22 protein-coding genes are annotated in these 22,151 nt (G+C 36.6%); 6 read left to right on the top strand and 16 right to left on the bottom strand.

Translation table 11 applies throughout. From position 1 onward, the window contains the following. Positions 1 to 96 precede the first annotated feature (96 nt). A complete protein-coding gene (locus tag VK161_RS01675; protein ID WP_324213014.1) occupies positions 97 to 1,263 on the top strand; it encodes an iron-containing alcohol dehydrogenase in 1,167 nt (388 codons plus the stop codon). Here the strand turns inward: VK161_RS01675 and VK161_RS01680 are convergent. Continuing rightward, the gene (locus tag VK161_RS01680; RefSeq protein ID WP_324213015.1) at positions 1,260 to 2,819 is read right to left on the bottom strand and encodes a T9SS type A sorting domain-containing protein; all 1,560 of its coding nucleotides are present in this window, start codon (positions 2,817 to 2,819) and stop codon (positions 1,260 to 1,262) included. The genes VK161_RS01675 and VK161_RS01680 overlap by 4 nt on opposite strands. Before the next feature lie 395 nt (positions 2,820 to 3,214). Here VK161_RS01680 and VK161_RS01685 point away from each other — a divergent pair, with 395 nt between their 5' ends. Together VK161_RS01685 and VK161_RS01690 are read left to right on the top strand one after the other, a co-directional pair. After that, complete coding sequence (locus tag VK161_RS01685) at positions 3,215 to 4,210, top strand: NAD(P)H-dependent glycerol-3-phosphate dehydrogenase (RefSeq protein ID WP_324213016.1); 996 nt, start codon at positions 3,215 to 3,217, stop codon at positions 4,208 to 4,210. A gap of 142 nt (positions 4,211 to 4,352) precedes the next feature. Beyond that, positions 4,353 to 4,565 carry a hypothetical protein gene (locus VK161_RS01690; protein WP_324213017.1) on the top strand — a complete coding sequence of 71 codons (213 nt, stop codon included), beginning with the start codon at positions 4,353 to 4,355 and terminating at the stop codon, positions 4,563 to 4,565. A gap of 39 nt (positions 4,566 to 4,604) precedes the next feature. Here the strand turns inward: VK161_RS01690 and VK161_RS01695 are convergent, their stop codons facing one another. The 3 genes from VK161_RS01695 to VK161_RS01705 all read right to left on the bottom strand — a co-directional run bounded on the left by VK161_RS01695 (position 4,605) and on the right by VK161_RS01705 (position 6,841). Beyond that, positions 4,605 to 5,012 carry a hypothetical protein gene (locus VK161_RS01695; RefSeq protein ID WP_324213018.1) on the bottom strand — a complete coding sequence of 136 codons (408 nt, stop codon included), beginning with the start codon at positions 5,010 to 5,012 and terminating at the stop codon, positions 4,605 to 4,607. 340 nt (positions 5,013 to 5,352) lie between these two features. After that, entirely contained in the window at positions 5,353 to 6,372 is a 1,020-nt protein-coding gene (pheS, locus tag VK161_RS01700; RefSeq protein WP_324213019.1) for a phenylalanine--tRNA ligase subunit alpha, read from the bottom strand. Between the two features lie 112 nt (positions 6,373 to 6,484). Next, positions 6,485 to 6,841 (bottom strand): hypothetical protein, encoded by a 357-nt coding sequence (locus VK161_RS01705; protein WP_324213020.1) that lies wholly within the window; start codon positions 6,839 to 6,841, stop codon positions 6,485 to 6,487. A gap of 155 nt (positions 6,842 to 6,996) precedes the next feature. Between VK161_RS01705 and VK161_RS01710 the strand changes: the two genes are divergently transcribed. Then, positions 6,997 to 7,512: a CvpA family protein gene (locus VK161_RS01710; RefSeq protein ID WP_324213021.1), complete on the top strand. Its 516-nt coding sequence runs from the start codon at positions 6,997 to 6,999 to the stop codon at positions 7,510 to 7,512. 162 nt (positions 7,513 to 7,674) lie between these two features. Here the strand turns inward: VK161_RS01710 and VK161_RS01715 are convergent, their stop codons facing one another. The 9 genes from VK161_RS01715 to VK161_RS01755 all read right to left on the bottom strand — a co-directional run bounded on the left by VK161_RS01715 (position 7,675) and on the right by VK161_RS01755 (position 17,052). Then, positions 7,675 to 8,418, bottom strand: coding sequence for a tetratricopeptide repeat protein (locus tag VK161_RS01715; protein ID WP_324213022.1), 744 nt, complete (start codon positions 8,416 to 8,418; stop codon positions 7,675 to 7,677). 37 nt (positions 8,419 to 8,455) lie between these two features. After that, positions 8,456 to 8,836 carry a GxxExxY protein gene (locus VK161_RS01720; protein ID WP_324213424.1) on the bottom strand — a complete coding sequence of 127 codons (381 nt, stop codon included), beginning with the start codon at positions 8,834 to 8,836 and terminating at the stop codon, positions 8,456 to 8,458. A gap of 43 nt (positions 8,837 to 8,879) precedes the next feature. Continuing rightward, positions 8,880 to 10,673, bottom strand: a complete 1,794-nt coding sequence (locus VK161_RS01725) for a BatD family protein (RefSeq protein ID WP_324213023.1) — start codon at positions 10,671 to 10,673, stop codon at positions 8,880 to 8,882. Positions 10,674 to 10,685: 12 nt separating this feature from the next. After that, on the bottom strand, positions 10,686 to 11,411 hold the full coding sequence (locus tag VK161_RS01730; protein WP_324213024.1) for a tetratricopeptide repeat protein: 726 nt from the start codon (positions 11,409 to 11,411) through the stop codon (positions 10,686 to 10,688). Continuing rightward, positions 11,411 to 12,448: a VWA domain-containing protein gene (locus tag VK161_RS01735; protein WP_324213025.1), complete on the bottom strand. Its 1,038-nt coding sequence runs from the start codon at positions 12,446 to 12,448 to the stop codon at positions 11,411 to 11,413. The genes VK161_RS01730 and VK161_RS01735 overlap by 1 nt, the downstream gene beginning before the upstream one ends. Before the next feature lie 2 nt (positions 12,449 to 12,450). Further along, positions 12,451 to 13,452 carry a VWA domain-containing protein gene (locus VK161_RS01740; RefSeq protein ID WP_324213026.1) on the bottom strand — a complete coding sequence of 334 codons (1,002 nt, stop codon included), beginning with the start codon at positions 13,450 to 13,452 and terminating at the stop codon, positions 12,451 to 12,453. Next, positions 13,452 to 15,050: a hypothetical protein gene (locus VK161_RS01745; RefSeq protein WP_324213027.1), complete on the bottom strand. Its 1,599-nt coding sequence runs from the start codon at positions 15,048 to 15,050 to the stop codon at positions 13,452 to 13,454. The genes VK161_RS01740 and VK161_RS01745 overlap by 1 nt, the downstream gene beginning before the upstream one ends. Before the next feature lie 48 nt (positions 15,051 to 15,098). Continuing rightward, positions 15,099 to 15,965 carry a DUF58 domain-containing protein gene (locus VK161_RS01750; protein WP_324213028.1) on the bottom strand — a complete coding sequence of 289 codons (867 nt, stop codon included), beginning with the start codon at positions 15,963 to 15,965 and terminating at the stop codon, positions 15,099 to 15,101. 82 nt (positions 15,966 to 16,047) lie between these two features. After that, positions 16,048 to 17,052, bottom strand: coding sequence for a MoxR family ATPase (locus VK161_RS01755; protein ID WP_324213029.1), 1,005 nt, complete (start codon positions 17,050 to 17,052; stop codon positions 16,048 to 16,050). A gap of 167 nt (positions 17,053 to 17,219) precedes the next feature. Here VK161_RS01755 and VK161_RS01760 point away from each other — a divergent pair, with 167 nt between their 5' ends. Beyond that, positions 17,220 to 18,089, top strand: a complete 870-nt coding sequence (locus VK161_RS01760; RefSeq protein ID WP_324213030.1) for an aldo/keto reductase — start codon at positions 17,220 to 17,222, stop codon at positions 18,087 to 18,089. A 75-nt stretch (positions 18,090 to 18,164) separates the two neighbouring features. Continuing rightward, positions 18,165 to 19,313, top strand: a complete 1,149-nt coding sequence (locus VK161_RS01765) for an ATP-binding protein (protein WP_324213031.1) — start codon at positions 18,165 to 18,167, stop codon at positions 19,311 to 19,313. A gap of 2 nt (positions 19,314 to 19,315) precedes the next feature. Here VK161_RS01765 and VK161_RS01770 read toward each other — a convergent pair whose 3' ends face one another. The 3 genes from VK161_RS01770 to VK161_RS01780 all read right to left on the bottom strand — a co-directional run bounded on the left by VK161_RS01770 (position 19,316) and on the right by VK161_RS01780 (position 22,123). Further along, positions 19,316 to 20,494 (bottom strand): carboxypeptidase-like regulatory domain-containing protein, encoded by a 1,179-nt coding sequence (locus tag VK161_RS01770; protein ID WP_324213032.1) that lies wholly within the window; start codon positions 20,492 to 20,494, stop codon positions 19,316 to 19,318. Positions 20,495 to 20,662: 168 nt separating this feature from the next. Continuing rightward, positions 20,663 to 21,799: a hypothetical protein gene (locus tag VK161_RS01775; RefSeq protein ID WP_324213033.1), complete on the bottom strand. Its 1,137-nt coding sequence runs from the start codon at positions 21,797 to 21,799 to the stop codon at positions 20,663 to 20,665. A 36-nt stretch (positions 21,800 to 21,835) separates the two neighbouring features. Next, entirely contained in the window at positions 21,836 to 22,123 is a 288-nt protein-coding gene (locus VK161_RS01780) for a hypothetical protein (protein WP_324213034.1), read from the bottom strand. Positions 22,124 to 22,151 lie beyond the last annotated feature (28 nt).

Raw genomic sequence — 22,151 nt, forward strand, 5'->3', positions numbered from 1 at the left:
ACAACTTACAACTTACAACTTACAACTTACAACTTACAACTTACAACTTACAACTTACAACTTACAACTTACAACTTACAACTTACAACATAAATCATGAACAACTTCGAACTCTACAATCCAACCAACTATATTTTCGGGAAAGGTCAAACCGAAAAATTAGCCACTCTTATTCCGCAAGGCGCTAAAATTTTACTAGCGTATGGTGGCGGAAGCATTTTTAAAAACGGTGTGTACGACCAAGTAAAATCGGCTTTGGCTGGTTTTGAAATTGTCGAATTTGGTGGTATCGAACCCAATCCACGTTTTGAAACCTTGATGAAAGCGGTTGAAATCATTCGCGAACAAAATCTGACTTTCATATTAGCCGTTGGCGGCGGAAGCGTTATTGACGGTGTAAAATTCATTTCTGGCGCAGTACACTACGACGGAAACCCGATTGAAATCCTGAAAAACCGTGTACTTTTTACCGATTTGTCTAAAGTCATTCCGTTTGGAACCGTTCTTACATTACCAGCAACCGGAAGCGAAATGAACTCGGGCGCAGTAGTTACCATTGAAGCGACTCAAGAAAAACTAGTTTTAGGCGGAAGTGCATTATTTCCGAAGTTTTCCATTTGTGATCCAACGGTGATTGCTTCGTTACCGCAACGTCAAATTCAAAATGGTATAGTCGATGCGTTTACACACGTGATGGAACAGTATTTAACGTATCCTCACGACGCCTTGTTGCAAGATCGTTTTGCCGAAAGCATTCTACAAACACTGATTGAAATTGGTCCAGCTGTGTCTCAAAATCCAACTGATTATAAATTGGCATCCAACTTTATGTGGTGTGCTACGATGGCATTGAACGGCTTGATTCAAAAAGGCGTTCCTTCTGATTGGGCAACCCACATGATTGGTCACGAATTAACGGCTTTGTACGAAATTGATCACGCGCGAACATTGGCGATTATTGGTCCGAATTTGTACCGCGCCTTATTCGAAACTAAAAAAGAAAAATTAGCACAATACGGCGAGCGTGTGTGGAATGTAACCGGAAATTCCATCGATGAAAAAGCCAACCAAGCCATTGAAAAAACAGTGGAATTCTTCCATACCATGGGAATGAAAACCAAACTGTCTGAAAACACCGAAAATTACCAAGATACGGCCAATTTTATCGTGAATCGTTTTGATGAACGCGGTTGGAAAGCCTTGGGCGAAAAACAAAATGTAACGCTCGAGAAAGTCCGCGAAATCGTAGAAATGAGTTACTAATTTTTTACAAGAGTCACTCGTTGTTCCGAATCTTCTAGGCGAATCGTTACAAAATAAACGCCACTTGGTAATTCAGCAACATCAATAGTTGAACTTGAAACTTCTTGCCAATCCATTATTCTCTGTCCTAAAGTGTTGAATATACTGACAGAAGTAATGGATTGGTTTGCGTTTATAGTAATTCTATCGTGTGCTGGATTGGGAGCAATTGAAATCGTATTTGAAGTAAATTCATCTTCGCCCAAAGTATCAACTGCTATTGTAATCACAAACGAATCCGAACCAAAACTATTGGTAGCCGTAACCACAAAATCGGTTGATGGTAAACTAGTCGTTGGCGTTCCCGAAATGATTCCGGTTGCTTCATTCAATACTAAACCATTGGGCAAATCAGGTGAAATAGTATAACCATAACGATCAATTCTGCGGATTTTATGATTCTGATAATCCGAAACATACACCACCGTTCCATCAACTACCAATCCGGTTGGATGATTGAACGAAGCCGTTAACGCCAAACCTTCATCCGAGCCCACTGTTCCACTTCCGGCATACGTTGTCGTAGTTCCATCTGAAGTAATTTTTCGAATTTTATTGTTGTTTTCATCCGTCAGAAACAAATTATCGTGGCTGTCAATACTGATTGACGCAGGATAATTAAAAGTGGCTTCCGTTGATGCGCCATCATTCGAACCTGGAACACCTGTTCCGGCAAAAGTGGTTACATTGCCTAAAGCATCTATTTTTCTGATTTTATTATTGTAATAATCCGCCACAAAAAGATTGTTCTGACTATCCATCGCAACACCAGTCAAACCGTTAAAAGTAGCAGACAAAGCCGAACCTTCTTGCGCACCTGCAACTCCAGTTCCAGCTAAAGTTGAGACTATTCCATCGGGCGTAATTTTGCGCACTTTGTGGTTTCCAAAATCGGCAATGTATAAATTATTATCATTATCAACTGCAATTCCAGCTGGATAATAAAAAGTCGCCGTTGCTCCATCGCCATCATTTGAACCAATGCTTCCCGTTCCGGCAAACGTAGAAACAATTCCTTCAGGTGTGATTTTACGAATACTATGATTGCTTTGATCCGTAATAAAAATATTCCCGTCTGAATCGGTTACCGCCGCATCTGGAAACCTAAAAGTCGCCGTAGCCACATTACCATTTTCCATCCCAATGGCACCCGTTCCGGCAAAAGTAGTTACATCAGCATTGGAATCTATTTTCCGAATCACATGATTACTTCGATCCACTACAAGTACATTTCCAAAACCATCCAAAGCTACATACGTCGGAAACCGAAAATTGGCCGCTGCGCCATTTCCGTTAACAAATCCTTGTGCTCCTGAACCAGCAAAAGTAGAAACTACAACATCATTGGTGACAGTTCCACCTGAATTTTCGGGCTGTAACGGAGTGATGGTTTGCCCAATATAATATTGATTGGGCGTCGTATAGCTAATTTCGGGTAATTGAGCATACGTGTGAAAAACACTCAACAACAATAAGAATGCTAATGGATTGTTCAAGCTCATTTTTCTCTGCACCATTTCAGAAGTTTTTTTCAAATGTACGCAAAAGTCAAAAGGCGTTCAAGAATTTCTTCCTGAACGCCTTTTTTCAACCCGAAACAAAAATTTAACTAAACTTTTATTTATTAATGTACTAACTCAATTCAATAACGTCACTATTTTTTATATAGTATATTGACTTTCATAATTTTAAGTTAATTTTTTTTAGCAGTTCCAGCTATTTGCTTCAAAATTGTTTGCAAAACCCTTTTTTTGTAAGCGCTAAAAAGAGCTTCTTAGGTCGCTTTTTTAGCACAACAAAAAATAGGTTTTTCCTTCACACTATTTTCGCTTCTATCTGGGCTAGGGCAAAGTGCTTCGGTTTGCCAATCCGATTAAAATTGAGTATTTTTGATTTTTCAAACCCTACACTAATGACTGAAATTCCAAAGTTTGCCGTAATCGGTGGTGGAAGTTGGGCAACAGCAATTGCCAAAATGCTTTGCGTAAACCTAAACGAAATTGCGTGGTACATGCGCAACCAATCGGCCATCGATCATATTCATTCGCAAAAACACAACCCAAATTACTTGAGTTCGGTTGAATTTGATACCAAAAAACTGCGCTTGACTTCTGATATCAATGAAGCCGTTGCTTATGCTGATTACATCATTTTTGCGATTCCGTCGGCGTTTTTAAGTGCTGAATTGGAAAAACTGACTGTGAGTTTGCAAGACAAAGTGATTTTCTCTGCCATCAAAGGAATCGTTCCCGAAACCTTTTTGATTGTGGGCGAACATTTCAACAAAAAATACGATATTCCTTTTGAAAACATAGGCGTAATCACCGGTCCGTGTCACGCCGAAGAAGTAGCGTTGGAACGTCTTTCGTATTTAACGATTGCCTGTGGTGATTCGAAAAAAGCACGTGTGGTAGCCAAAGTGTTGGCTGGAAATTACATTAAAACCAAAATCTCCGACGACATCATCGGAACCGAATATGCGGCGATGTTAAAAAATATTTATGCCATTGCAGCCGGTATTGCGCACGGTTTGGGTTACGGCGACAACTTCCAATCGGTGATCATGAGTAATGCCATTCGCGAGATGAAAAAATTCATCAAAAAAGTACACCGAATGAAGCGGAACATCAACAATTCGGCTTATTTGGGCGATTTATTAGTGACGGGTTACTCGGTTTTTTCGCGCAACAGGATGTTTGGAAACATGATTGGAAAAGGCTACACCGTAAAAAGTGCCATGATGGAAATGAGTATGGTGGCCGAAGGTTATTATGCCGTAAAAAGTGCTTACAAACTCAATCAAGAATACAAAGCCAAAACGCCTATTATTGACGCAGTATACGAGATTTTGTACGAAGGGAAAGAAGCAAAAGCGGTGTTTAAAAAATTGACTGAGAAGTTGGATTAGATTTGAGAAGGCAGAACGCAGAAGGCAGGATTAATAAGTAAAGTATATCTACTATTATTTTATAAAAACTTTGCGCCTTTGCGCTTTTGCGAGAAAAATTACGAAGCAGAAGGCAGAATTTAAAAACAAAAAATAGCGCATTATGAGCGAACGTTGGAAATACCAAATCAAAATGGGTGGAATTTGGGGACTTTTTATGGTGGTTTTTATGACCTTATTTGAACTCCAAGAAAAGCCTTTTATGGAACAAATTACTTCGTATAATTTTTACCTAAGAGCAGTTATTTATATAGCCGTGGGAATTTTTGGGTTGGGCTATTTCAATTGGAAACAAATGCAAAAAAACAAATCGTAACGATAAACCCTCGAAGGGTTTAGAACCCTTCGAGGGTTGTTAACGAACAATCACCCCATTAACAAACAAAATCGGCACTTCTTCGGTGGCGCGTTCGTTGATGGTGTTTTTACGGAACGTGAATTTTTTGTCGTACAGTGTATTCCCGATGAAGTACGTCACCATGAATTCGTTATTCAAAGCCAAGACGCTTTTCTCGACCATTTCGACTTTTACTACCGAAACTGAAGGAATTTTTACAAATGCGTGACGCAACAGTGAGGTTTTTTTCATCTCACCATCAATGGTTCCAAAGGCTTTGGAAACGACCATTACACTGTCTAAATCGAAGTCGGAATCGTTGACTAAATAGATGTACCATACTTTTTCCATGAAGTCGTCGCTCCATTCTTGAACGGCGGCGAGGAAAACGTTTTCTACTTTTGGGATGGTGATGTCTTTTTTCATGCTTTTGTTACTTCAAAATTCGTTATTCCAAGTTCGTTGTTCGTAATTCGAAACCCAAAAGTTGAATTTGGAATGTTGATTAACGAATGTTGAATTTGGAACGTTAGGTTACTATTCTAGCCCCGATTGAAGTGGAAATCCTTCTTTGTTTTGTCATGCTGAGCTTGTCGAAGCACAAAACAAAAAAGATTGCAACGGAAAGCGGGACAAGACGTTGATAAAACGATGAATTGGTGCTTCAAATTTAAAAAAAACTTCTTTTTTTCTTTTATACCTAACAGGTTTTAGAAACCTGTTAGGATATGGAAACCTGTTAGGATATGGAAACCTGTTAGGATACTTATATACTTGATTTGAATTGCTCTAAAAAGCGAACGTCGTTTTCGTAGAACATACGGATGTCGCCAATTTGGTACAACAACATTGCGATGCGTTCGATTCCCATTCCGAAAGCAAAACCAGTGTATTCATCGGGGTTGATGCCACAATTTTTAAGTACGTTAGGATCTACCATTCCGCAACCCATAATTTCCAACCAACCCGTACCTTTAGTGATGCGGTAATCGGTTTCGGTTTTTAAACCCCAATAAATATCCACCTCTGCACTTGGTTCAGTAAACGGGAAATAACTTGGTCTCAAACGGATTTTTGACTTTCCGAACATTTCTTTGGTGAAATACAACAGTGTTTGTTGTAAATCCGCAAACGAAACTTCTTTGTCAATGTACAACCCTTCTACTTGGTGGAAAATACAGTGCGATCGCGACGAAACCGCTTCGTTACGGAATACTCTTCCGGGTGAAATGGTTCGAATAGGCGGTTTGTTGTTTTCCATATAGCGTACTTGTACGGAAGACGTGTGAGTACGCAACAAAATATCGGGATTGGTTTGGATGAAAAACGTGTCTTGCATGTCGCGCGCCGGATGGTATTCGGGCAAGTTCAATGCGGTAAAATTGTGCCAATCGTCTTCAATTTCTGGACCTTCAGAAACATTGAATCCGATGGTTGAGAAAATATCGATGATTTGGTTTTTTACTAATGAAATTGGGTGACGCGAACCGATTTCCAAAGGTTCACCTGGACGCGACAAATCGCCATAAATGCTCGAAACTTGCTCTTTGCTTTCGAGTTCGTCTTGAATGGCTTTTACTTTTTCTTCGGCAACGGCTTTGAGCGTATTGATTACTTGTCCGAAATCTTTTTTCTGTTCGTTGGGTATGTTTTTGAACTCGGTGAACAATTCTTTCAACAAGCCTTTACTTCCTAAATATTTGATACGAAATTGCTCTAAAGCTTCTTTGTTTTTGGTGTTGAATGCTTTAGCTTCTTCGATGTGTTCTTTAATCTTGTCTATCATGGTCTTTTAGTAAAGGTGCAAATTTAGTGATTTTTAGTGATTAGTGAAAAGTAAATAGTGATTAGTACAACATTATTAAAAGGCTAATCACTATTTACTAATTACTATTCACTTAATCAATAACTTCTTTCTCAACGAAATAATTGACGATGGCGTCTTTCATTAAAATGGTTTGTTCGCCGGCTTTTAATGGCGGTAATTCTTCTTTGACTTTGTAATGTGGCCAACCTTCTTTGTCGAAATAATCAAATTCGTAATAGCCATACGGTTCGAGTAAACGGCAAATTGCGATGTGCATAAGGTTGACTTTTTCGTCTTTGGAAAAAACGCGTTTGAACTTTCCGAGTTCTTGTACACCGATTAAGTAAATGATGGCGTCTAAATCGAGTTGCTCTCCATCGGCAAATTGATTGGAAAGGATTTCGACTACTTTATCCCAGCGGTTTTTGAGTTGTATATCTCGTGACATTGTTTCTTTTTTAGAAAATAGAGCAAAGAAAAAAGAGCATAGACTCTTTCATACTTTATCTAGATGGATTTGCAAATATACCACATTTACTGTCTTTTATCTTTGTTCTCTATTCTATATTCTTTTCTGTTATCTTTGAACTTTATTCTCACTTTATGGATTTCATCGACATTGTTTTTGCGGTTATTTTAGGTTTTGCGGCTTTCAGAGGAATTAGAAACGGACTTTTTGTTGAGATTGCTTCGTTGGTTTCTTTTTTTATTGGGATTTATATTGCGGTAAAATTTTCATACATCGTCGGCGGATTCATTGGCGATAGTAAAACAGCTAAAGTTGCTGCTTTTGTGATTACTTTAATTGCCGTTGTGATTGCTATTCATTCGTTGGCCAAAGTCTTTTCCAAAATTGCAAGTTGGGTATTTTTGGGTTGGTTGAACAAATTGGGCGGCGCTGTTTTTGCGGTTTTAAAAACGGTTTTGTTGTTGGGAATTGTGCTGAGTTTGTTTCAAAAAGTAAATGTTGACAATGCCTTAATCAGTAAGGAAACTCAAGAAAAATCACTATTTTACACTCCCATTTTGAAGACTTCTGAAGTGTTGTTGCCCGTTCTGACAGAATGGTTTAGCGATTTGAAGAGTAGTGTTGATGAAGAGGACAACAAGTCGAAATAATCATTCGCTTTGCTCATGTTTTTTTGGAACGCGGAGGAAACAGATGTGATGGATTGTTGCTGATTTTTCTACACTTTGTATTTTCTGAAAACTAATTTCTCTCTCAAAGACACAAAGGCGAAGAGTTTTTAGTAACTTTATTTTATTTCTGAAATCTGAAATCTAATTCAACTCCTTCAAACTTTCACTCTCAATCCAACCCGTAGTTTCATCGGCGAGTTGAATTTTTTTCCAGTTGGCGATGCTTTCTAGGATGTTAACTTTGGTTCCTTCGTGCAAAATAAATGAATTTGGACTGTTGGGTTTGGGTTCGCTTTTTACCTCTACTTTTTCGGCAAAAATAATAGCTGGTTTTTCGCTTGAAAGACGATTCTTCTCGTACATTCCAGAAGAAATACTGGTTATAATTCCGAGTAAAACCAAAAACATTGCAGTGAAATAAATGCGTTTTTTGAATGCCGTTGGCGAATAATAATATCCTGCAAAAGATCCTAAAAAGATAAAAGACAAAATAACCGCAATCCACGCCCAAGTATCAAAGTGATAACTAGAAGTGAGGTCTTGAAGTAATTTATTAAAACCTACTTTGGGTACTTCTTTGATGTCATCGATGGCCATTTTTCGTGCAAAATCCAAATTGGTTTGTATGTCTGCATCGCTAGGATTGAGTTGAAGTGCTTTCTCGAAATTGTAAATGGCTGGCGCTACTTTGTGTAATTTATAATAGCTGTTTCCAAGGTTGAAATACACTTCTGCCGATTGTTTACCTGAAGCCAAAACACTTTCGTAGCTTTTAATGGCTTCTTGGTATTTTTCTTTTTGGTAGAATTGATTGCCTTGTTCGAATGCTTTTTGAGCAAATGAAACTTGAGTTGTTAGAATTAGTAAATATAAAATCTTCTTCATGTTTTTAACCACAAAGAACTCTAAGAATGCACAAGGCTCACAAAGAACCATTTATCACTCTTCGAACTCCGTTTTTTAAAAGTTTAACATTAAAATTTATCAATAATCCAAGTTTACATTCTGTTAACCTCAAATAAGTAAGTAGCTGAGCTAGATGTACATCATTTAAAATCTCCACCGATTTTACTTCAATTATGAATTTATCCTCAACAATAATATCTATTCTGTACCCTATGTCTAATTTTACCTCTTCATATATCAAGGGAAGTGGTTTTTGCTTTTCAACTTTTAAGTTTGTTTTCTTTAGTTCATAAAACAGACATTCTTCATAAGCGCTTTCCAATAAACCTGGCCCAAGAGTTTTATGAACTTTTAAGGCACTTTCAAAAACGATTTTTGATATTTCTTCTTCATTAATCATAAAAATAGTGTGCTTAGCGCCTTCTTTGTGCTCTTTGTGGTTAAGAAATTTGTTTCTCTAAATCCGAAATAATATTCACTGCTTGATCGTAATCGTTTTGAATCGTATCGCTGGTTGATGGTGCGTATCGGGCAAATTCACAATTTTCGGTCAACACTATAAACTGAGAAACGGTTTCAGAATTGGCTTTTCGTGAAAGCAAAATTTCGGTGATTCGTTCCTTACTCATTTCAGAAGTTTCGATGTTTAATTTGGCTTTTAAGAAATTGTGCATCGCTTTTTCGAGTGCAATGTAAAACTGTTCTTTGTTGTTGAGATGCAATTTGGCTTCGGATAAATATTTCTTAGCCAAAGCACTCGTTCTTTTGAGTTTATTTCCAGCAACATCAGCTTCTTGAGCTTCTTTTCTTTTTCTGACAAAAACTAATAGCGGAATTGCTATCAACGGTAAAAACAACAAGCTATAGAATAATCCTGAGCCTAAAAATCCGTCAGATTCAACTGGTTTTAAATTCGTTTTCTGTTTAATATAAGCAAACGATTTTGACACTTCTACTGCTTGTTTTCCGGATGCTTTAGAAGAATTTTTACTGGCTATTGTTGCGCTTGGATCATTCAACACTTTGATTTCAATGTTCTGAGAAGACAACGTTTTATAGCTTTTTGACTCCAAATCGAAGTAACTAAACCGAATCGGTTTGATGCTGTAATTTCCTTTGGATTGTGGTACTACGGTGTATTTATCGGAAATACTTCCTGTCATACCGGCAATAGTCGTCGTAACATTTTCGACATGTTCGGGTTCGTACAATTCTAAAGCTGGCGGAGTTTCGGGTTTGGGTAAATCGAATAATTTTAGGTTTCCTTTACCTGAAACGCTCACCACCAAATCGATTGATTCTCCGTTTTGAGAAGTAGTTGCTGATGGCAGAACAATCAATTCAAATTTCCCAACTGCTCCAGTAAAATCGGCTGGTTTTCCCGCTTCTGGAAGTGCTTTGACATTGATGACTTTGCTACCAGCAGAAACGCGTTTGTTTTGAATTACTTTTTCGGCTTCACCAAACAAATCGACTCTTCCTGTTGGAACTTCAACCTCAACATCTAAAGTAAGTGGTTCGATGACTAAATTTCCTGCTTTTTGCGGATATAAAACGGTTCTTCTCAACACCGCCATACGGTAACTTTCGCCTTTAAATGTTGTGTTGATGACTTTTAAATCGTCTGCGTCAATACTTTCGGATTGGCTCCAGAAATTCTCGTACTTGGGTTTGGCCGATTCTCTCCAACCTGCAACAGAAGTACGAGAGTTGACGTAAATTTTGTATTGAATCGTAATGGGCTCATTTAGGTACGGATTAGGGTTGGAAATTTCGGCTACCAAATGAACGCCTTCTTTTCCTACAGCAGTAACCGCTCGTTGATTTTGTCGTCTTGGATTGCTGTACGGATCGTATTGTTCGTCGACAGCTTCACCCACATTTACCTTGACTGGAGCTGTTTTATAGATTTGTCCGTTGTATTCAATAGTTGCTTGTTTGAGTACCAAATTTCCTTTTTTCAAAGGCATCAACACATAGGAATAGGATTTATTGAAGGTTCCTCTTCCGTTTACCCACGATTGACTTACCATTTGGCTAGGACCACCGACAATTCGGAAACCCGATAGTTCAAAATTAGGCGGAGTAAAATTATCCCCATCAATATTCATAGTAAAATCAACGCGCAAACGCTCATTGATTCCCAATGATGATTTGCTCAACTTAGCTTCAAATTGAACTTGAGCTAACAGAGAGTTACACATCAATACTATAAAAATCAGTATTCTTTTCATTTTCTTATTCAATTACCAATCTTTTTCGGTTGGTTTTGGTTTGCCTTTTACCTTTTGTAAATTGACTTTATCTTGAACTTTTTTCTCTTCATTATTCACGGCATCCAACATACTTTCTAAGGTTTGTTTGTTGATTCCCGTGGGTTGTTTTTGAGGTGTTTCGTTTGGTTTGTTTTCCTGTTTCCCATCACCTTTTTTCGGATCTTGTTTTTCTTTGTCTTTATCTTTGTCTTTGTTTTGGTCTTTATCCTGATTTTTCTTCTTGTCTTCTTTGTCTTTGTTTTTATCGCCTTTGTCTTTTGGCGGATTGTCCTTTAGCATTTTCTTTGCCAAAGCATAGTTATAACGTGTTTTTTCATCGTTTGGATTGTTGCGCAATGCATTTTTATAGGCTTCAACTGCACCTTGGTAGTCTTTTTCCAACATCAGGCAATTTCCCAAATTATGATAAGCCTGATGACGTTCGGGACGTGTTTTTGCTTTTGATACAGCTTTAGCATAATGGTATTTGGCTTCAGCAGCTTGCTTTTGTTTATAAATAGCATTTCCTAAATTATAGGATGATTTTGCTTTTTTATCAAATTTGGCTTCCGAAACACGATAATTGGCTTCGGCTTCATTGAATTTTTTTTCAGCAAAAGCTTCGTTCCCTTTAGGCAAATTATCATCTTTCTCCTTTTTTTGGGCATTTACCAAAAAAGAAAGCATCAGAAAACCGTATAAAAGTGCCTTTTTCATTATTCCTTTTCGTTAAATAAGTCCATTTTTTTCACCCAAGCTGTTTTTCGCTCCAACAAGAAAACATCCAATAATAACAAGAAAAATCCAATTCCCAAAAACCATTGGAATTGCGACTGGAAGTTCGCCATTTGCATGCCTTCAAATTCGGTTTTTTCAATATTTTTTAATCGTTCGGTGATAAAATCAACCACATTTTTAGTATTGTTCCCGTCGATGTAGTTACCATTTGTCGCTTTTGCAATTGCAGTTAGTACTTCTGGATTTCGTTTGGTAATAACAATTTCTCCGTCTTTGTCTTTTTGATATTCTTCAACAATTCCGTTGATTTTGATCGGAATTTTTCCTCCATTTTCAGTTCCAACTCCAATTGTGATGATTTTAATTCCTAACTCTTTAGCGTCTTCAGCTGCATCAGTAGCTTCGTTGGAATGATCTTCGCCATCTGAAATAATCACTAATAATTTTCGGGTTTTATCTTTCGCATTAAAATATTGTGTAGAAAGATCAATGGCTTGATCAATGGATGTTCCTTGAGATGAAATTGTGGTTGTATTCATGCTTTGCAAGAACATTTTTGCCACACTGTAATCGGTTGTAATCGGTAAAACTGGGAATGCACTTCCTGAATACGCAATAATTCCGATGCGATCGCTGGCTAATTTGTTGATGATTTGCGATACTAATTGCTTGCTTTTTTCCAATCGATTCGGAGTTACATCTTCAGCCAACATACTTTTGGAAACGTCTACGGCAAAAACGATTTCAATTCCTTCACGTTTTACTTTTTCAACTTTGGTGCCGATTTTTGGGTTAACCAATCCTAAAATAATAAAGAAAATGGCCAACAAAAGCACTCCAAATTTTAAAATCGGTTTGAAAACGGATTTTTCTGGGCTTAATTTTTTGATCAATTCTAAATCGCCAAATTCTGCTTGTTTTTTCTTTTTCCAGATTTGAACATAGCCAAACAATCCCAACAGTATTGGGATGATGAGTAACAAATAGAAATATCCTTTTTCTTCTAATTCAAACATGGCTATATAAAACTTCTAAAAATGGTTTTCCGCAATACAATTTCCAACAGCAATAAAATTCCGGCTATCCATACAAATGGACGGTATTTTTCGTCGTAATCATAGAACTTTAACTCTTTGATTTCCGATTTTTCCAATTTATCAATGGATTCGTAAATTGATTTTAATTTATCATTATTTGTGGCACGAAAATACTTTCCTCCTGTATTTTTTGCAATGGTTTTCAGTAATTTTTCATCTATTTCAACAGGCATCATTCGGAATAACATTTCTCCAGCAGGTGAAATTGCGTACGGAAACAGCGCTTTACCATTGGTTCCGAGTGCAATTGTGTAGACTTTTATTCCGTATTCTCTTGCAATTTCAGAAGCCGTTTCGGGTTCGATAAATCCGGAATTATTTACACCATCTGTTAAAAGCAAGATTACTTTGCTTTTGGCTTTACTTTCTTTCAATCGATTTACTGCGGTTGTCAACCCCATTCCGATTCCAGTTCCATCATTGATGACGTTATCGTATTTGATGCTTTCTATCGCATCTAAAACAATGGCTTTATCACTAGTAACTGGAGTTTTAGTGTAAGCTTCGGCAGCATAAACCACGATTCCAATTCGGTCATTTGGGCGATTTTCAACAAAAGACTTGGCTACTTTTTTGAGTGCTTCTAATCGATTCGGTTGTAAATCTTTGGCCAACATACTGCTTGAAACATCAATAGACATTACGATATCAATTCCTTTAGTTGATTTAGTTTCATTGCTAATATCAACTGTGCGTGGTCGAGCTAGCGCAATTATCAACGAACTTAAGGTGATCAATCTCAATACAAACAAATACGGTTTGAGTTTGGCTATGAGTGAATTAGCACCTTTAAAACCTTTGACCGAACTTATTTTTAATGTAGCATACTGTTGTTTTCGTTTCCAATACTGCCAACCGATGAGCAACGGCAACAACAGAAACAGAAAGAAAAACTCCGGATTTAAAAAAGTGATGTCTTTCATTATTGTGTTGTTTTGAGTTCGACCGAATTGAAAATGCGTTCGATCATTTCTTTTCCGTATTTATCGCCGTCTTTGAATGCAATCATGACCTTTTGCAAGCCTTCATTTTGCTTAAAAAACAATATTTCGTAATACATTTTCTTAGAATCACCATCTTCTTTTACAGTTAGAGTTCCGTACGCTTTTTTACCTGTAACTCCGTTTTGTGTATCGTAATCTTCCGATTTGACAAAAATGGTCGATGCGCCTTCTTTTTCTAATTGTGTAATCGCTTCGTCAACGGCTTTGTCCAAATCGATTTCGGTAGTTGATTTGAATTTGAATGTTCCCAATCCAATGTAAAAATCGTCGTTTAATTTTCCGTAGCTGAATTGTTGCATTTCCTTGAAAAGACGTGATTTTTTGATGTCCAAACGTTGCAAAACCTGAGGAGTTTCGAGTTTAATTCCTGGATTTCCGTATTCGCTTAAAATCCATTCACCTTCAGCTAATTCGCGGGTTTCATTGCCTAAAATTCTATCTTTTGTCCATTCAAATCCTTTGGTAATCACCAAAAATCCGAAAACAAAAACAATCAAACCTACTATTGATGCAGTGATTAAGGCGATTTTTTTGGTTTTTTGTTTGCGCAACTGTTCCAAACGTGCTTTTTCTTTTTGTTGTTCATTCCAAAGTTCGAGCTCATTGGTTTTTTCAACCACAACTGGAATCGATTTATGAATGGTAATGATTGAATTAGCGATGCGTTTTTTGTCTTCTTCAATTTCAAAATCAAGTGGCTTTGATTTGGCAAATTTTACTAAATCGGCTTGTTTTAGTACTTTTTCGAGGTTGACAACTGTTTCGTTTGACAATTTCAATTTCTTTTGTTTGGCTGCTCTTTTCAAAGCTTCGATAAGCTCTGAAGTGGTGCTTTCCATGGCTGGGATGTGAATTTCCTCTTCAATATAATTACGAGCAATATCGGTCAATTCGGAATAATACGATTTGACTTCACCCTTTTGCCACAATTCTTTTTGCTCTAATTGTTGCAATAACGAAGTAGCTTTTTCGATGGGTGTTTTGTACTCAACCACTACTTTCTTTTCTTTTTTAGGGCGATTTATGAGGAAACGGTACAATCCGAAAACAAACAATCCCAAGAGCAACAAACCTACAACATACATCCACCAATTGCTCTGTGCTTTTTCGGGAGCGATGTCTTTGATGTCGTACATTTTTTGTTTCAAAGTATCCACTACAACATCTTTCACCTCAACGTTCAAACTGTCTGAAAAAACGGGTTTTCCATTGATCATAATGGGCAAACGCGAGATAAAGTATTTTCCGGAGTCGAATTGAGTCAAGCCGTATTTTTTGATTAATTCTTGGCGACTACCTTTTTTTACTGTATCAATTTTGTAAGATTGTATAACTTCTAAATTGCCAATGTATTGTGGGTTTGGGAAAACAACTTTTGCTGATTGGTCGACTTCTGTTTTAAGTGTCAATTTGAATTCAGCTCCGATTTTCTTCTGAGTAGAATCAATAGAAGTAGTGACTTTTTGTGCAAAAAGTGAGGTTGTAAAAAGTAATAGTATGTAAAGTTTAATTTTCATTTTTTAGTTTCAACCCTTCAAGGGTTTTGAACCCTTGAAGGGTTACAATCAACGGGCTTTAAAATAACCTAATAATTTAGTAACATAACTTTCGTCAACACGAGTATTTACGGTTCCGGAACCACATTTTGAAAAAATATCTTTGAAATAACTTACTTTGTTTTGATAATTTTTCTCGTAGTTCATTCGGATGGTTTTGGACGATGTATCGACTGTCATTAATTCGCCCGATTCGGCATCTTCCATTTCTACAATTCCGATGTTGGGCATTTTTTCTTCTCGAATGTCGTACACTCTCACTCCGGTTATATCGTGTTTTTTTCCAGCAATTTTTAATGTTTTCTCGTAATCATCCTCCACCATAAAATCAGAAATCACAAACACAATCGCTTTCTTTTTTTGTGTTGCTGATAGAAATTTCAAAGCTTGCGACAAATCAGTTTTTCTGCTTTTGGGTTGAAATTCAATTAACTCACGGATGATTCTCAGTACGTGCGATTTCCCTTTTTTGGGTGGAATGTACAATTCGATATCATCTGAAAACAATATCAATCCGATTTTGTCATTATTTTGTGTCGCCGAAAACGCCATGGTGGCAGCAATTTCGGTTACAATTTCGCTTTTCAATTGATTTTTGGTTCCGAAACTTTCCGAACCCGAAACATCTACCATTAGCATCATGGTGAGTTCTCGTTCTTCTTCGAAGACTTTTACATAGGGTTCGTTGTAGCGCGCAGTTACATTCCAATCGATGGCACGAACATCGTCGCCAAATTGGTATTGTCGCACTTCAGAAAACGTCATACCACGTCCTTTGAACGACGTGTGGTATTCACCCGAGAAGATGTGATCGCTCAATCTTCGAGTTTTTATTTCTATTTTACGAACTTTTTTGAGTAAGTCTTTGGTTTCCATTTTTTTAGCTTTTAGCTATTAGCTTTCATCCGTTAGCCATCAGTATTTAGCTGATTACTGACAACTGACAGCAAGAAGCTAATTAAGGAACTTCTATTTCGTTTACGATTTTGTTGATGATGTCAACCGAAGTAGTGTTTTCGGCTTCGGCTTCGTAGGTAACTCCGATACGGTGACGCAATACATCGTGAACAACGGCACGAACGTCTTCTGGAATTACATAACCGCGGCGTTTGATGAACGCGTAACATTTGGCAGCAATAGCCAAGTTGATACTTCCACGCGGTGATGCACCGAAACTGATAAGTGGTTTTAGACTTTCTAATTTGTATTTTTCAGGGTTACGGGTAGCGAAAATGATGTCTAAGATGTATTTCTCGATTTTTTCGTCCATGTACACTTCGCGAACGGCTTCTTGAGCGCGCAAAATTTGTTCAACCGAAACCACTGCGTTTACTTTTTCATTGGCACCTTTTAAATTTTGGCGGATTACCAAACGCTCTTCGTCCATTTTAGGATAATCGATGACGGTTTTAAGCATGAAACGATCGACTTGTGCTTCAGGCAACGGATACGTTCCTTCTTGTTCGATTGGGTTTTGCGTAGCGAGAACTAAAAATGGTTTTTCGAGTTTAAAGGTAGTATCGCCAATGGTTACTTGTTTTTCCTGCATCGCTTCGAGCAAAGCAGATTGTACTTTTGCTGGAGCACGGTTAATCTCATCCGCAAGGATAAAATTAGCAAAAATTGGTCCTTTTTTGATGGAAAACTCGTTGGCTTTGATGTTGTAAATCATCGTTCCTACTACGTCGGCTGGCAACAAATCGGGTGTAAACTGAATACGGCTGAAACTTCCTTGAACCGCTTGTGATAGAGTGTTAATCGCTAAGGTTTTTGCCAAACCTGGAACACCTTCCAGAAGAATATGACCTTGTCCTAATAGTCCAATCAACAAGCGTTCTACCATGTGTTTCTGACCTACGATTACCTTGTTCATTTCCATCGTGAGTAAGTCGATAAAAGCACTTTCTCTCTCTATTTTTTCATTGATTGCTCTAATGTCTAAAGCAGTACCATTTTCTTCCATAAAATCTATTTTATCAGTATAAATGAGGGTTCGAATTTTAACATTTCAAAAGTGAAAATTTTATTAGGAAAGGAATGTTAATAATGCGTTAAAACTTAGATTCGATTACGGTTTTTAAGGATGATTTATGATTTTGTTTTAGTAATTTTAGACTTTTTAATAGAAACATGAGAAAAACAACACTTTCGCCTGTAATTGCGGGCACAATGAATTGGGGAGATTGGGACAAAAAACTCACCACATCCGAAATGGTACATTTGATGAACATTTGTATCGAAAATAAAATTACCACTTTTGATCACGCCGATATCTATGGCGGTTATACTACCGAAGCACAATTTGGTAAAGCCTTTATTGAAAGTAAAATATCGAGAGATAAATTACAATTGATTTCTAAGTGCGGAATTCAACTCACTCATGGCAGAGAAAATAAGGTCAAACACTATGATTATTCAAAAAAATACATCATTGAATCGGTAGAGAATTCGTTGAAAAACTTACAAACGGATTACTTGGATGTATTGCTATTGCACCGCCCAAGTCCGTTGATGCAAGCCGATGAAATTGCCGAAGCCGTTTTAAAACTGAAATCGGAGCGTAAAATAATCGATTTTGGACTATCGAATTTCACCAATTCTCAAACCGAATTGATTGCACAAAAAACAGATGTAAGTTACAACCAAATTCAGTTTTCGGCAACACAACACGAACCGATGTTGGATGGAAGTTTGGATTATATGCAAGCGCACGACATCCGACCGATGAGTTGGAATCCTTTGGGAACGGTTTTTAGAGAAGACAATGAGCAAACGCGTCGATTGAAAAAATTATTGGTTGCATTAGTAAAGAAATACGGAGTGGGTTCGGATACGATTTTGTTGACGTGGATTTTAAAACATCCTTCCAATGTAATTCCGGTTGCGGGAACGGTAAACATCGCTCGAATTCAGTCGTTGATGAAAGCCGTTGAATTGGAAATGGATCAACAGGATTGGTTTGCTATTTGGACAGAAAGTATGGGGAATGAAGTACCTTAAATTTAGTAAATAGTGAAAAGTGATTAGTAAATGTACTCTGCTAATCACTTTTTACTTTTCACTCATCACTAAAAAATGATTAACAAACGTCTTCTTATCAAAAACTTACTGGCTCACAACGATGAGAGCAGTTTTTATGACAAGAAGCGGCAGTTGAATTTGCATACAAAAGAAGGAAAAGCCAAATTTTTGAAACACATTTGCGCGTTGTCCAATTCGAATCCTTCTAACAATTCGTACATTGTTGTTGGTGTGGAAGATCAGGATAATGAAATTACAGGCGATGATTTTTTTGACGACAGTCGAATTCAGAATTTGGTGAATGCTTTTTTGGAAAATCCACCGAAAATTCAATATGAAAATGTTCCGTTTCCCAATTTACCTAAAGATAAAGTAGTAGGTTTAGTAACGATAAAGCCCAAATCAAAAACCTCGTATTTCAAAAAGGGAATTCACACTATTCCGATCAACACTACTTTTGTGCGTCGCGGTAGTAATTCAATTCCGACAGAAGACAAAATTCCGTATTCCAAACAAAATATTGAAACGGTCATTAGTATTGAAAACAATTCGCGAAACAGCATCGCACATACGTTGGACAGTGTAATTGATTTTATGAACCACCGACACAAAGGAATGACATCAGAATACCATGTTTTTAAGGAATTGTTTGTGATTTGTTGGGCTGGAATTCCGAAAAAAATACGCGACAAAACCTTTCTATCGCGTGTTGATATTGAGTTGGTGAATGAGCAAGTAAAGTTATTTTATTCGGCTCAGGACGATGTGACGATTACCTACGATGAAAACACTTTTACCATTACTGAATACGTTCCGTTGGGCTTGAACGACAAAACGAGTTATTATCCGTTAGAGCAACAAAAATTGTCTTTTTTTGACAATGGTTATTACAAAATTGAAACCGAGATGTTGTTTGAACCGCCGCAGTACAATCGGAAAATGATGTTTCACATTTACAATTCGAATTTATCGTTAGTATCCAAATTACAGAAAGGATTGGAACTGAACGAGCGAGAAGAAAAAGACTTGCTTAATTTGCCATCTACGCTAATGATTTGTTACCTCAACGGATTTGAAGATGCCAAGCAAAAATTAATTGAAACTAAATTATTGCTGAAACAGTTTAAAAACCAAGAAGTGTACATCAACTTTAAAGAAGTAATGCGTGTGTTGCGAAAGATCAAGTACGGAAAACACGAATAACCTTATTGTTGCAAGGTTTTCAACAATCGTTCTTCTTTTTCACTAAGTAAAATACCATCGTATTTTTTCCAGAATTCTTCGGTGTATTTGTTTCCGTTTTCGAATAAACTTCTCGACTTGTATTTTTTGTCTTTTTCAATTTTGAACTCGCCTTCCTTGTAATTGAGTGTTGTTAAATCGCAAGTACTTTGGAAGGAATTATTAATTTTATTGCCAAATTTTAGGTATACATCGGCTTTTGATTGATAATAAACTAGTACGTACTTGTCGCCGTCTACCTTGTAGGTTGATTTACGCACATAATCATTGATTTTAAATTTAGCAATGAGAATGCTGTGTACTTGATTGTATTTTTTGTGTTCGGGCGAAAACTCCAAATCGACATCTAAAATCAGCTTTGTTTTGGAATCAAAGGTTACTGTACCTTGAAAAATCATTTCTTCTTCGATTCCTTGTTTGGGTTCGATAGTCACAATGTCTATGATTTTGCCATCGGATAATTTTTTGGTTTCGGAACTGAAGTCGTAATTTTCGCTTTTCAAAATGCTGTTTAATCCTTTAAAATTGTAGCCGTGTTCAATAGCATCTTGAATGTCATTCAAGTTTACTGATAGTATTGCTTTTTGTCTTTCGGAAGCATTTTCATCTTTCAAATCAAACACACGACTTTGTTTTACTTGAAGATCGGAAGCGCCGCTTTTTCGTTTCACATAATAATCAACCAAACCATCCGAAAATGTTGTAAACTTATTGTCTACGCTGATGAATTCGCGGTAATACGTGTTGAGTAACAGTGATTTTTGCAGTTTTGATTTTGACATTTTAACGGCATCCAACAACATTGTTTTTGCAGGAACTTTGTTGACAATAACATCTTGTAATTCGTAGGTTTGGGCTTCAAGAAACAATTCTATTTCCTGATTGTCATTGGTTGGATTTACCACTACTGGATTATAAAAAATATGCGTTAAAAAAACTCTAGAGTTGGAATTGGGAATAGTGATTCTGAATTTTCCTTCTTCGTTGGATATGGTTCCGATATTTGAATTTTCAACGCTTACAGTTACACTTTCAACAGGTAATTGAGTTTCTTTGTCTTTGATTACTCCCGAAATGGTTTTGGATTGACCAAATGAAATTGTGGTTAACAGTAAGAAACAAAAAGCAATGAGTTTTTTCATGGAATTAGGATTTGAGTCAGCCAAAAGTAATAGTTTTTACAAAAATACTACAGTTAAAACTGTGTTTGTATTGAAACAACTAAAAAAAACGACAGCTTTTTACGGCTGCCGTTTAAAAAAATTAACCCATTTTTTTGTGACTTAATAACTACTTTGGGATAAAATGGCTTAATCAAACTCATTTAATCCATACAATATTTCTTTCATTTTGGTGCCGTTGATTTCGACAGGTTTGTAAGCTACATTGAACTTGTCAATTGCGACATCAATGTCGGTTTTTAGTTTTTTATATTCTAAAGGCAATTTGGTTTCACACTGTTTTTCATTTTCATAACTATTGAGTATGATTTTGAATTTTTCATAGAATTTGCCGCCTTGATCAATAAAATTATTATACTGGGAAATGAACTGAAGCAATCGATCAATTGGGAATTCTAAATTTACCTGCATTTTATACTGAGCAGTTCCTGTTGCCGCTTTCATTTTGGTAAGGTATTCTTCCATTTTTTGATTTACCGTTTCCCAATCGTCGCTTTTTCTACAACTTTCTAATGATGCTATATAACCAATTGGCTTGGTGTAATCTTTAAATAGAAGTTCTATTTCTTCTTTCACCTTATCATTACTTGTTTGTAAAAAAGCGGTTTCAAAATAAATAGTATTTAAGTCGTTTTGCATTCGTAAAGTAAAATCCAAAATACATTCGACGTTGGCTAATTCTTTTTCTTTTTCTTCCTTAGTCAGTGACGAACCCATCATATTGGTAAAGGTCTGCACTAGAGAAACTACTGTGTTTGTTCCCAAAATTGAAGTTAAATCCAATCCTGTTCTTTTATCTTTTTTGGCCGAAACAATCTCTTTTAATTTTTCGTATTCGGGATATTGATTGGGATTGGAAATTTTATTGATTTCACTTAGAGTTCTAACTGAGGCAAAATGATGATCTAAACTTAATACTTTTTCGTATAAAATTTTGATGATTTGCAGTCCTTTTAGGTATCGAATTTTCGAAATTTCTCCAGTGGTTTCTGCCATTAATTGTTTTATTTCCGATTTAATCTGATCTTTTTCAACAAGTAAATTGATTTTTTGTTCCGGACTGTAAGCAATGGATAATGCTTTATCCACGCGTTCCAATTCTTCTTGTTTAATATCGACCAAGAGTTCGAATCGATGGTAAATGGAATTGATTTCAACCACAAGTTCATCAACAATTTTGTTAGGATCTTTCTCTTCAATTTCAGAAAAAGCATTAGCCTTTGCAAAAAGGAGCAATAAAACCGATATGTATTTAAGCTTTTTCATGATTAATTTTTTTATTTTTTATTATGAAGAATGGCTTTAGTAAGCTGAAAGAGTTACCGCCACCAAAACTGTATCATTTACAATCTCAATAGGATAGGTTCCTCTTTTTAACAAACGATAAGCAGGATCGAGCTCTAAATAAAGTAATGTATTGATATCAAATATGAAATCTTGTTCCTGGATAAAAAACAGTTCTTCACTTGATGCAATCATAGCGTATTCTTTACCAAAAAACGACTTTTGTTCTTGAGTAGTTAATTTGGAAACTTCGATTTCGATTACCATCGATTTTGAGGTGAGTTTTGTGATATTAAAAATTTTCATACTAGACATTTTAGCACCTGTTATACCT

It is taken from the genome of Flavobacterium sp., from assembly GCF_035299245.1.
Classification (GTDB): Bacteria; Bacteroidota; Bacteroidia; order Flavobacteriales; family Flavobacteriaceae; genus Flavobacterium.

Excerpts from the sequence above, each read along its gene's own strand:
- VK161_RS01675 (WP_324213014.1), top strand. The coding sequence starts at position 97 with ATGAACAACTTCGAACTCTACAATCCAACCAACTATATTTTCGGGAAA.
- VK161_RS01680 (WP_324213015.1), bottom strand. The coding sequence starts at position 2,819 with ATGGTGCAGAGAAAAATGAGCTTGAACAATCCATTAGCATTCTTATTG.
- VK161_RS01685 (WP_324213016.1), top strand. The coding sequence starts at position 3,215 with ATGACTGAAATTCCAAAGTTTGCCGTAATCGGTGGTGGAAGTTGGGCA.
- VK161_RS01690 (WP_324213017.1), top strand. The coding sequence starts at position 4,353 with ATGAGCGAACGTTGGAAATACCAAATCAAAATGGGTGGAATTTGGGGA.
- VK161_RS01695 (WP_324213018.1), bottom strand. The coding sequence starts at position 5,012 with ATGAAAAAAGACATCACCATCCCAAAAGTAGAAAACGTTTTCCTCGCC.
- pheS (WP_324213019.1), bottom strand. The coding sequence starts at position 6,372 with ATGATAGACAAGATTAAAGAACACATCGAAGAAGCTAAAGCATTCAAC.
- VK161_RS01705 (WP_324213020.1), bottom strand. The coding sequence starts at position 6,841 with ATGTCACGAGATATACAACTCAAAAACCGCTGGGATAAAGTAGTCGAA.
- VK161_RS01710 (WP_324213021.1), top strand. The coding sequence starts at position 6,997 with ATGGATTTCATCGACATTGTTTTTGCGGTTATTTTAGGTTTTGCGGCT.
- VK161_RS01715 (WP_324213022.1), bottom strand. The coding sequence starts at position 8,418 with ATGAAGAAGATTTTATATTTACTAATTCTAACAACTCAAGTTTCATTT.
- VK161_RS01725 (WP_324213023.1), bottom strand. The coding sequence starts at position 10,673 with ATGAAAAGAATACTGATTTTTATAGTATTGATGTGTAACTCTCTGTTA.
- VK161_RS01730 (WP_324213024.1), bottom strand. The coding sequence starts at position 11,411 with ATGAAAAAGGCACTTTTATACGGTTTTCTGATGCTTTCTTTTTTGGTA.
- VK161_RS01735 (WP_324213025.1), bottom strand. The coding sequence starts at position 12,448 with ATGTTTGAATTAGAAGAAAAAGGATATTTCTATTTGTTACTCATCATC.
- VK161_RS01740 (WP_324213026.1), bottom strand. The coding sequence starts at position 13,452 with ATGAAAGACATCACTTTTTTAAATCCGGAGTTTTTCTTTCTGTTTCTG.
- VK161_RS01745 (WP_324213027.1), bottom strand. The coding sequence starts at position 15,050 with ATGAAAATTAAACTTTACATACTATTACTTTTTACAACCTCACTTTTT.
- VK161_RS01750 (WP_324213028.1), bottom strand. The coding sequence starts at position 15,965 with ATGGAAACCAAAGACTTACTCAAAAAAGTTCGTAAAATAGAAATAAAA.
- VK161_RS01755 (WP_324213029.1), bottom strand. The coding sequence starts at position 17,052 with ATGGAAGAAAATGGTACTGCTTTAGACATTAGAGCAATCAATGAAAAA.
- VK161_RS01760 (WP_324213030.1), top strand. The coding sequence starts at position 17,220 with ATGAGAAAAACAACACTTTCGCCTGTAATTGCGGGCACAATGAATTGG.
- VK161_RS01765 (WP_324213031.1), top strand. The coding sequence starts at position 18,165 with ATGATTAACAAACGTCTTCTTATCAAAAACTTACTGGCTCACAACGAT.
- VK161_RS01770 (WP_324213032.1), bottom strand. The coding sequence starts at position 20,494 with ATGAAAAAACTCATTGCTTTTTGTTTCTTACTGTTAACCACAATTTCA.
- VK161_RS01775 (WP_324213033.1), bottom strand. The coding sequence starts at position 21,799 with ATGAAAAAGCTTAAATACATATCGGTTTTATTGCTCCTTTTTGCAAAG.
- VK161_RS01780 (WP_324213034.1), bottom strand. The coding sequence starts at position 22,123 with ATGAAAATTTTTAATATCACAAAACTCACCTCAAAATCGATGGTAATC.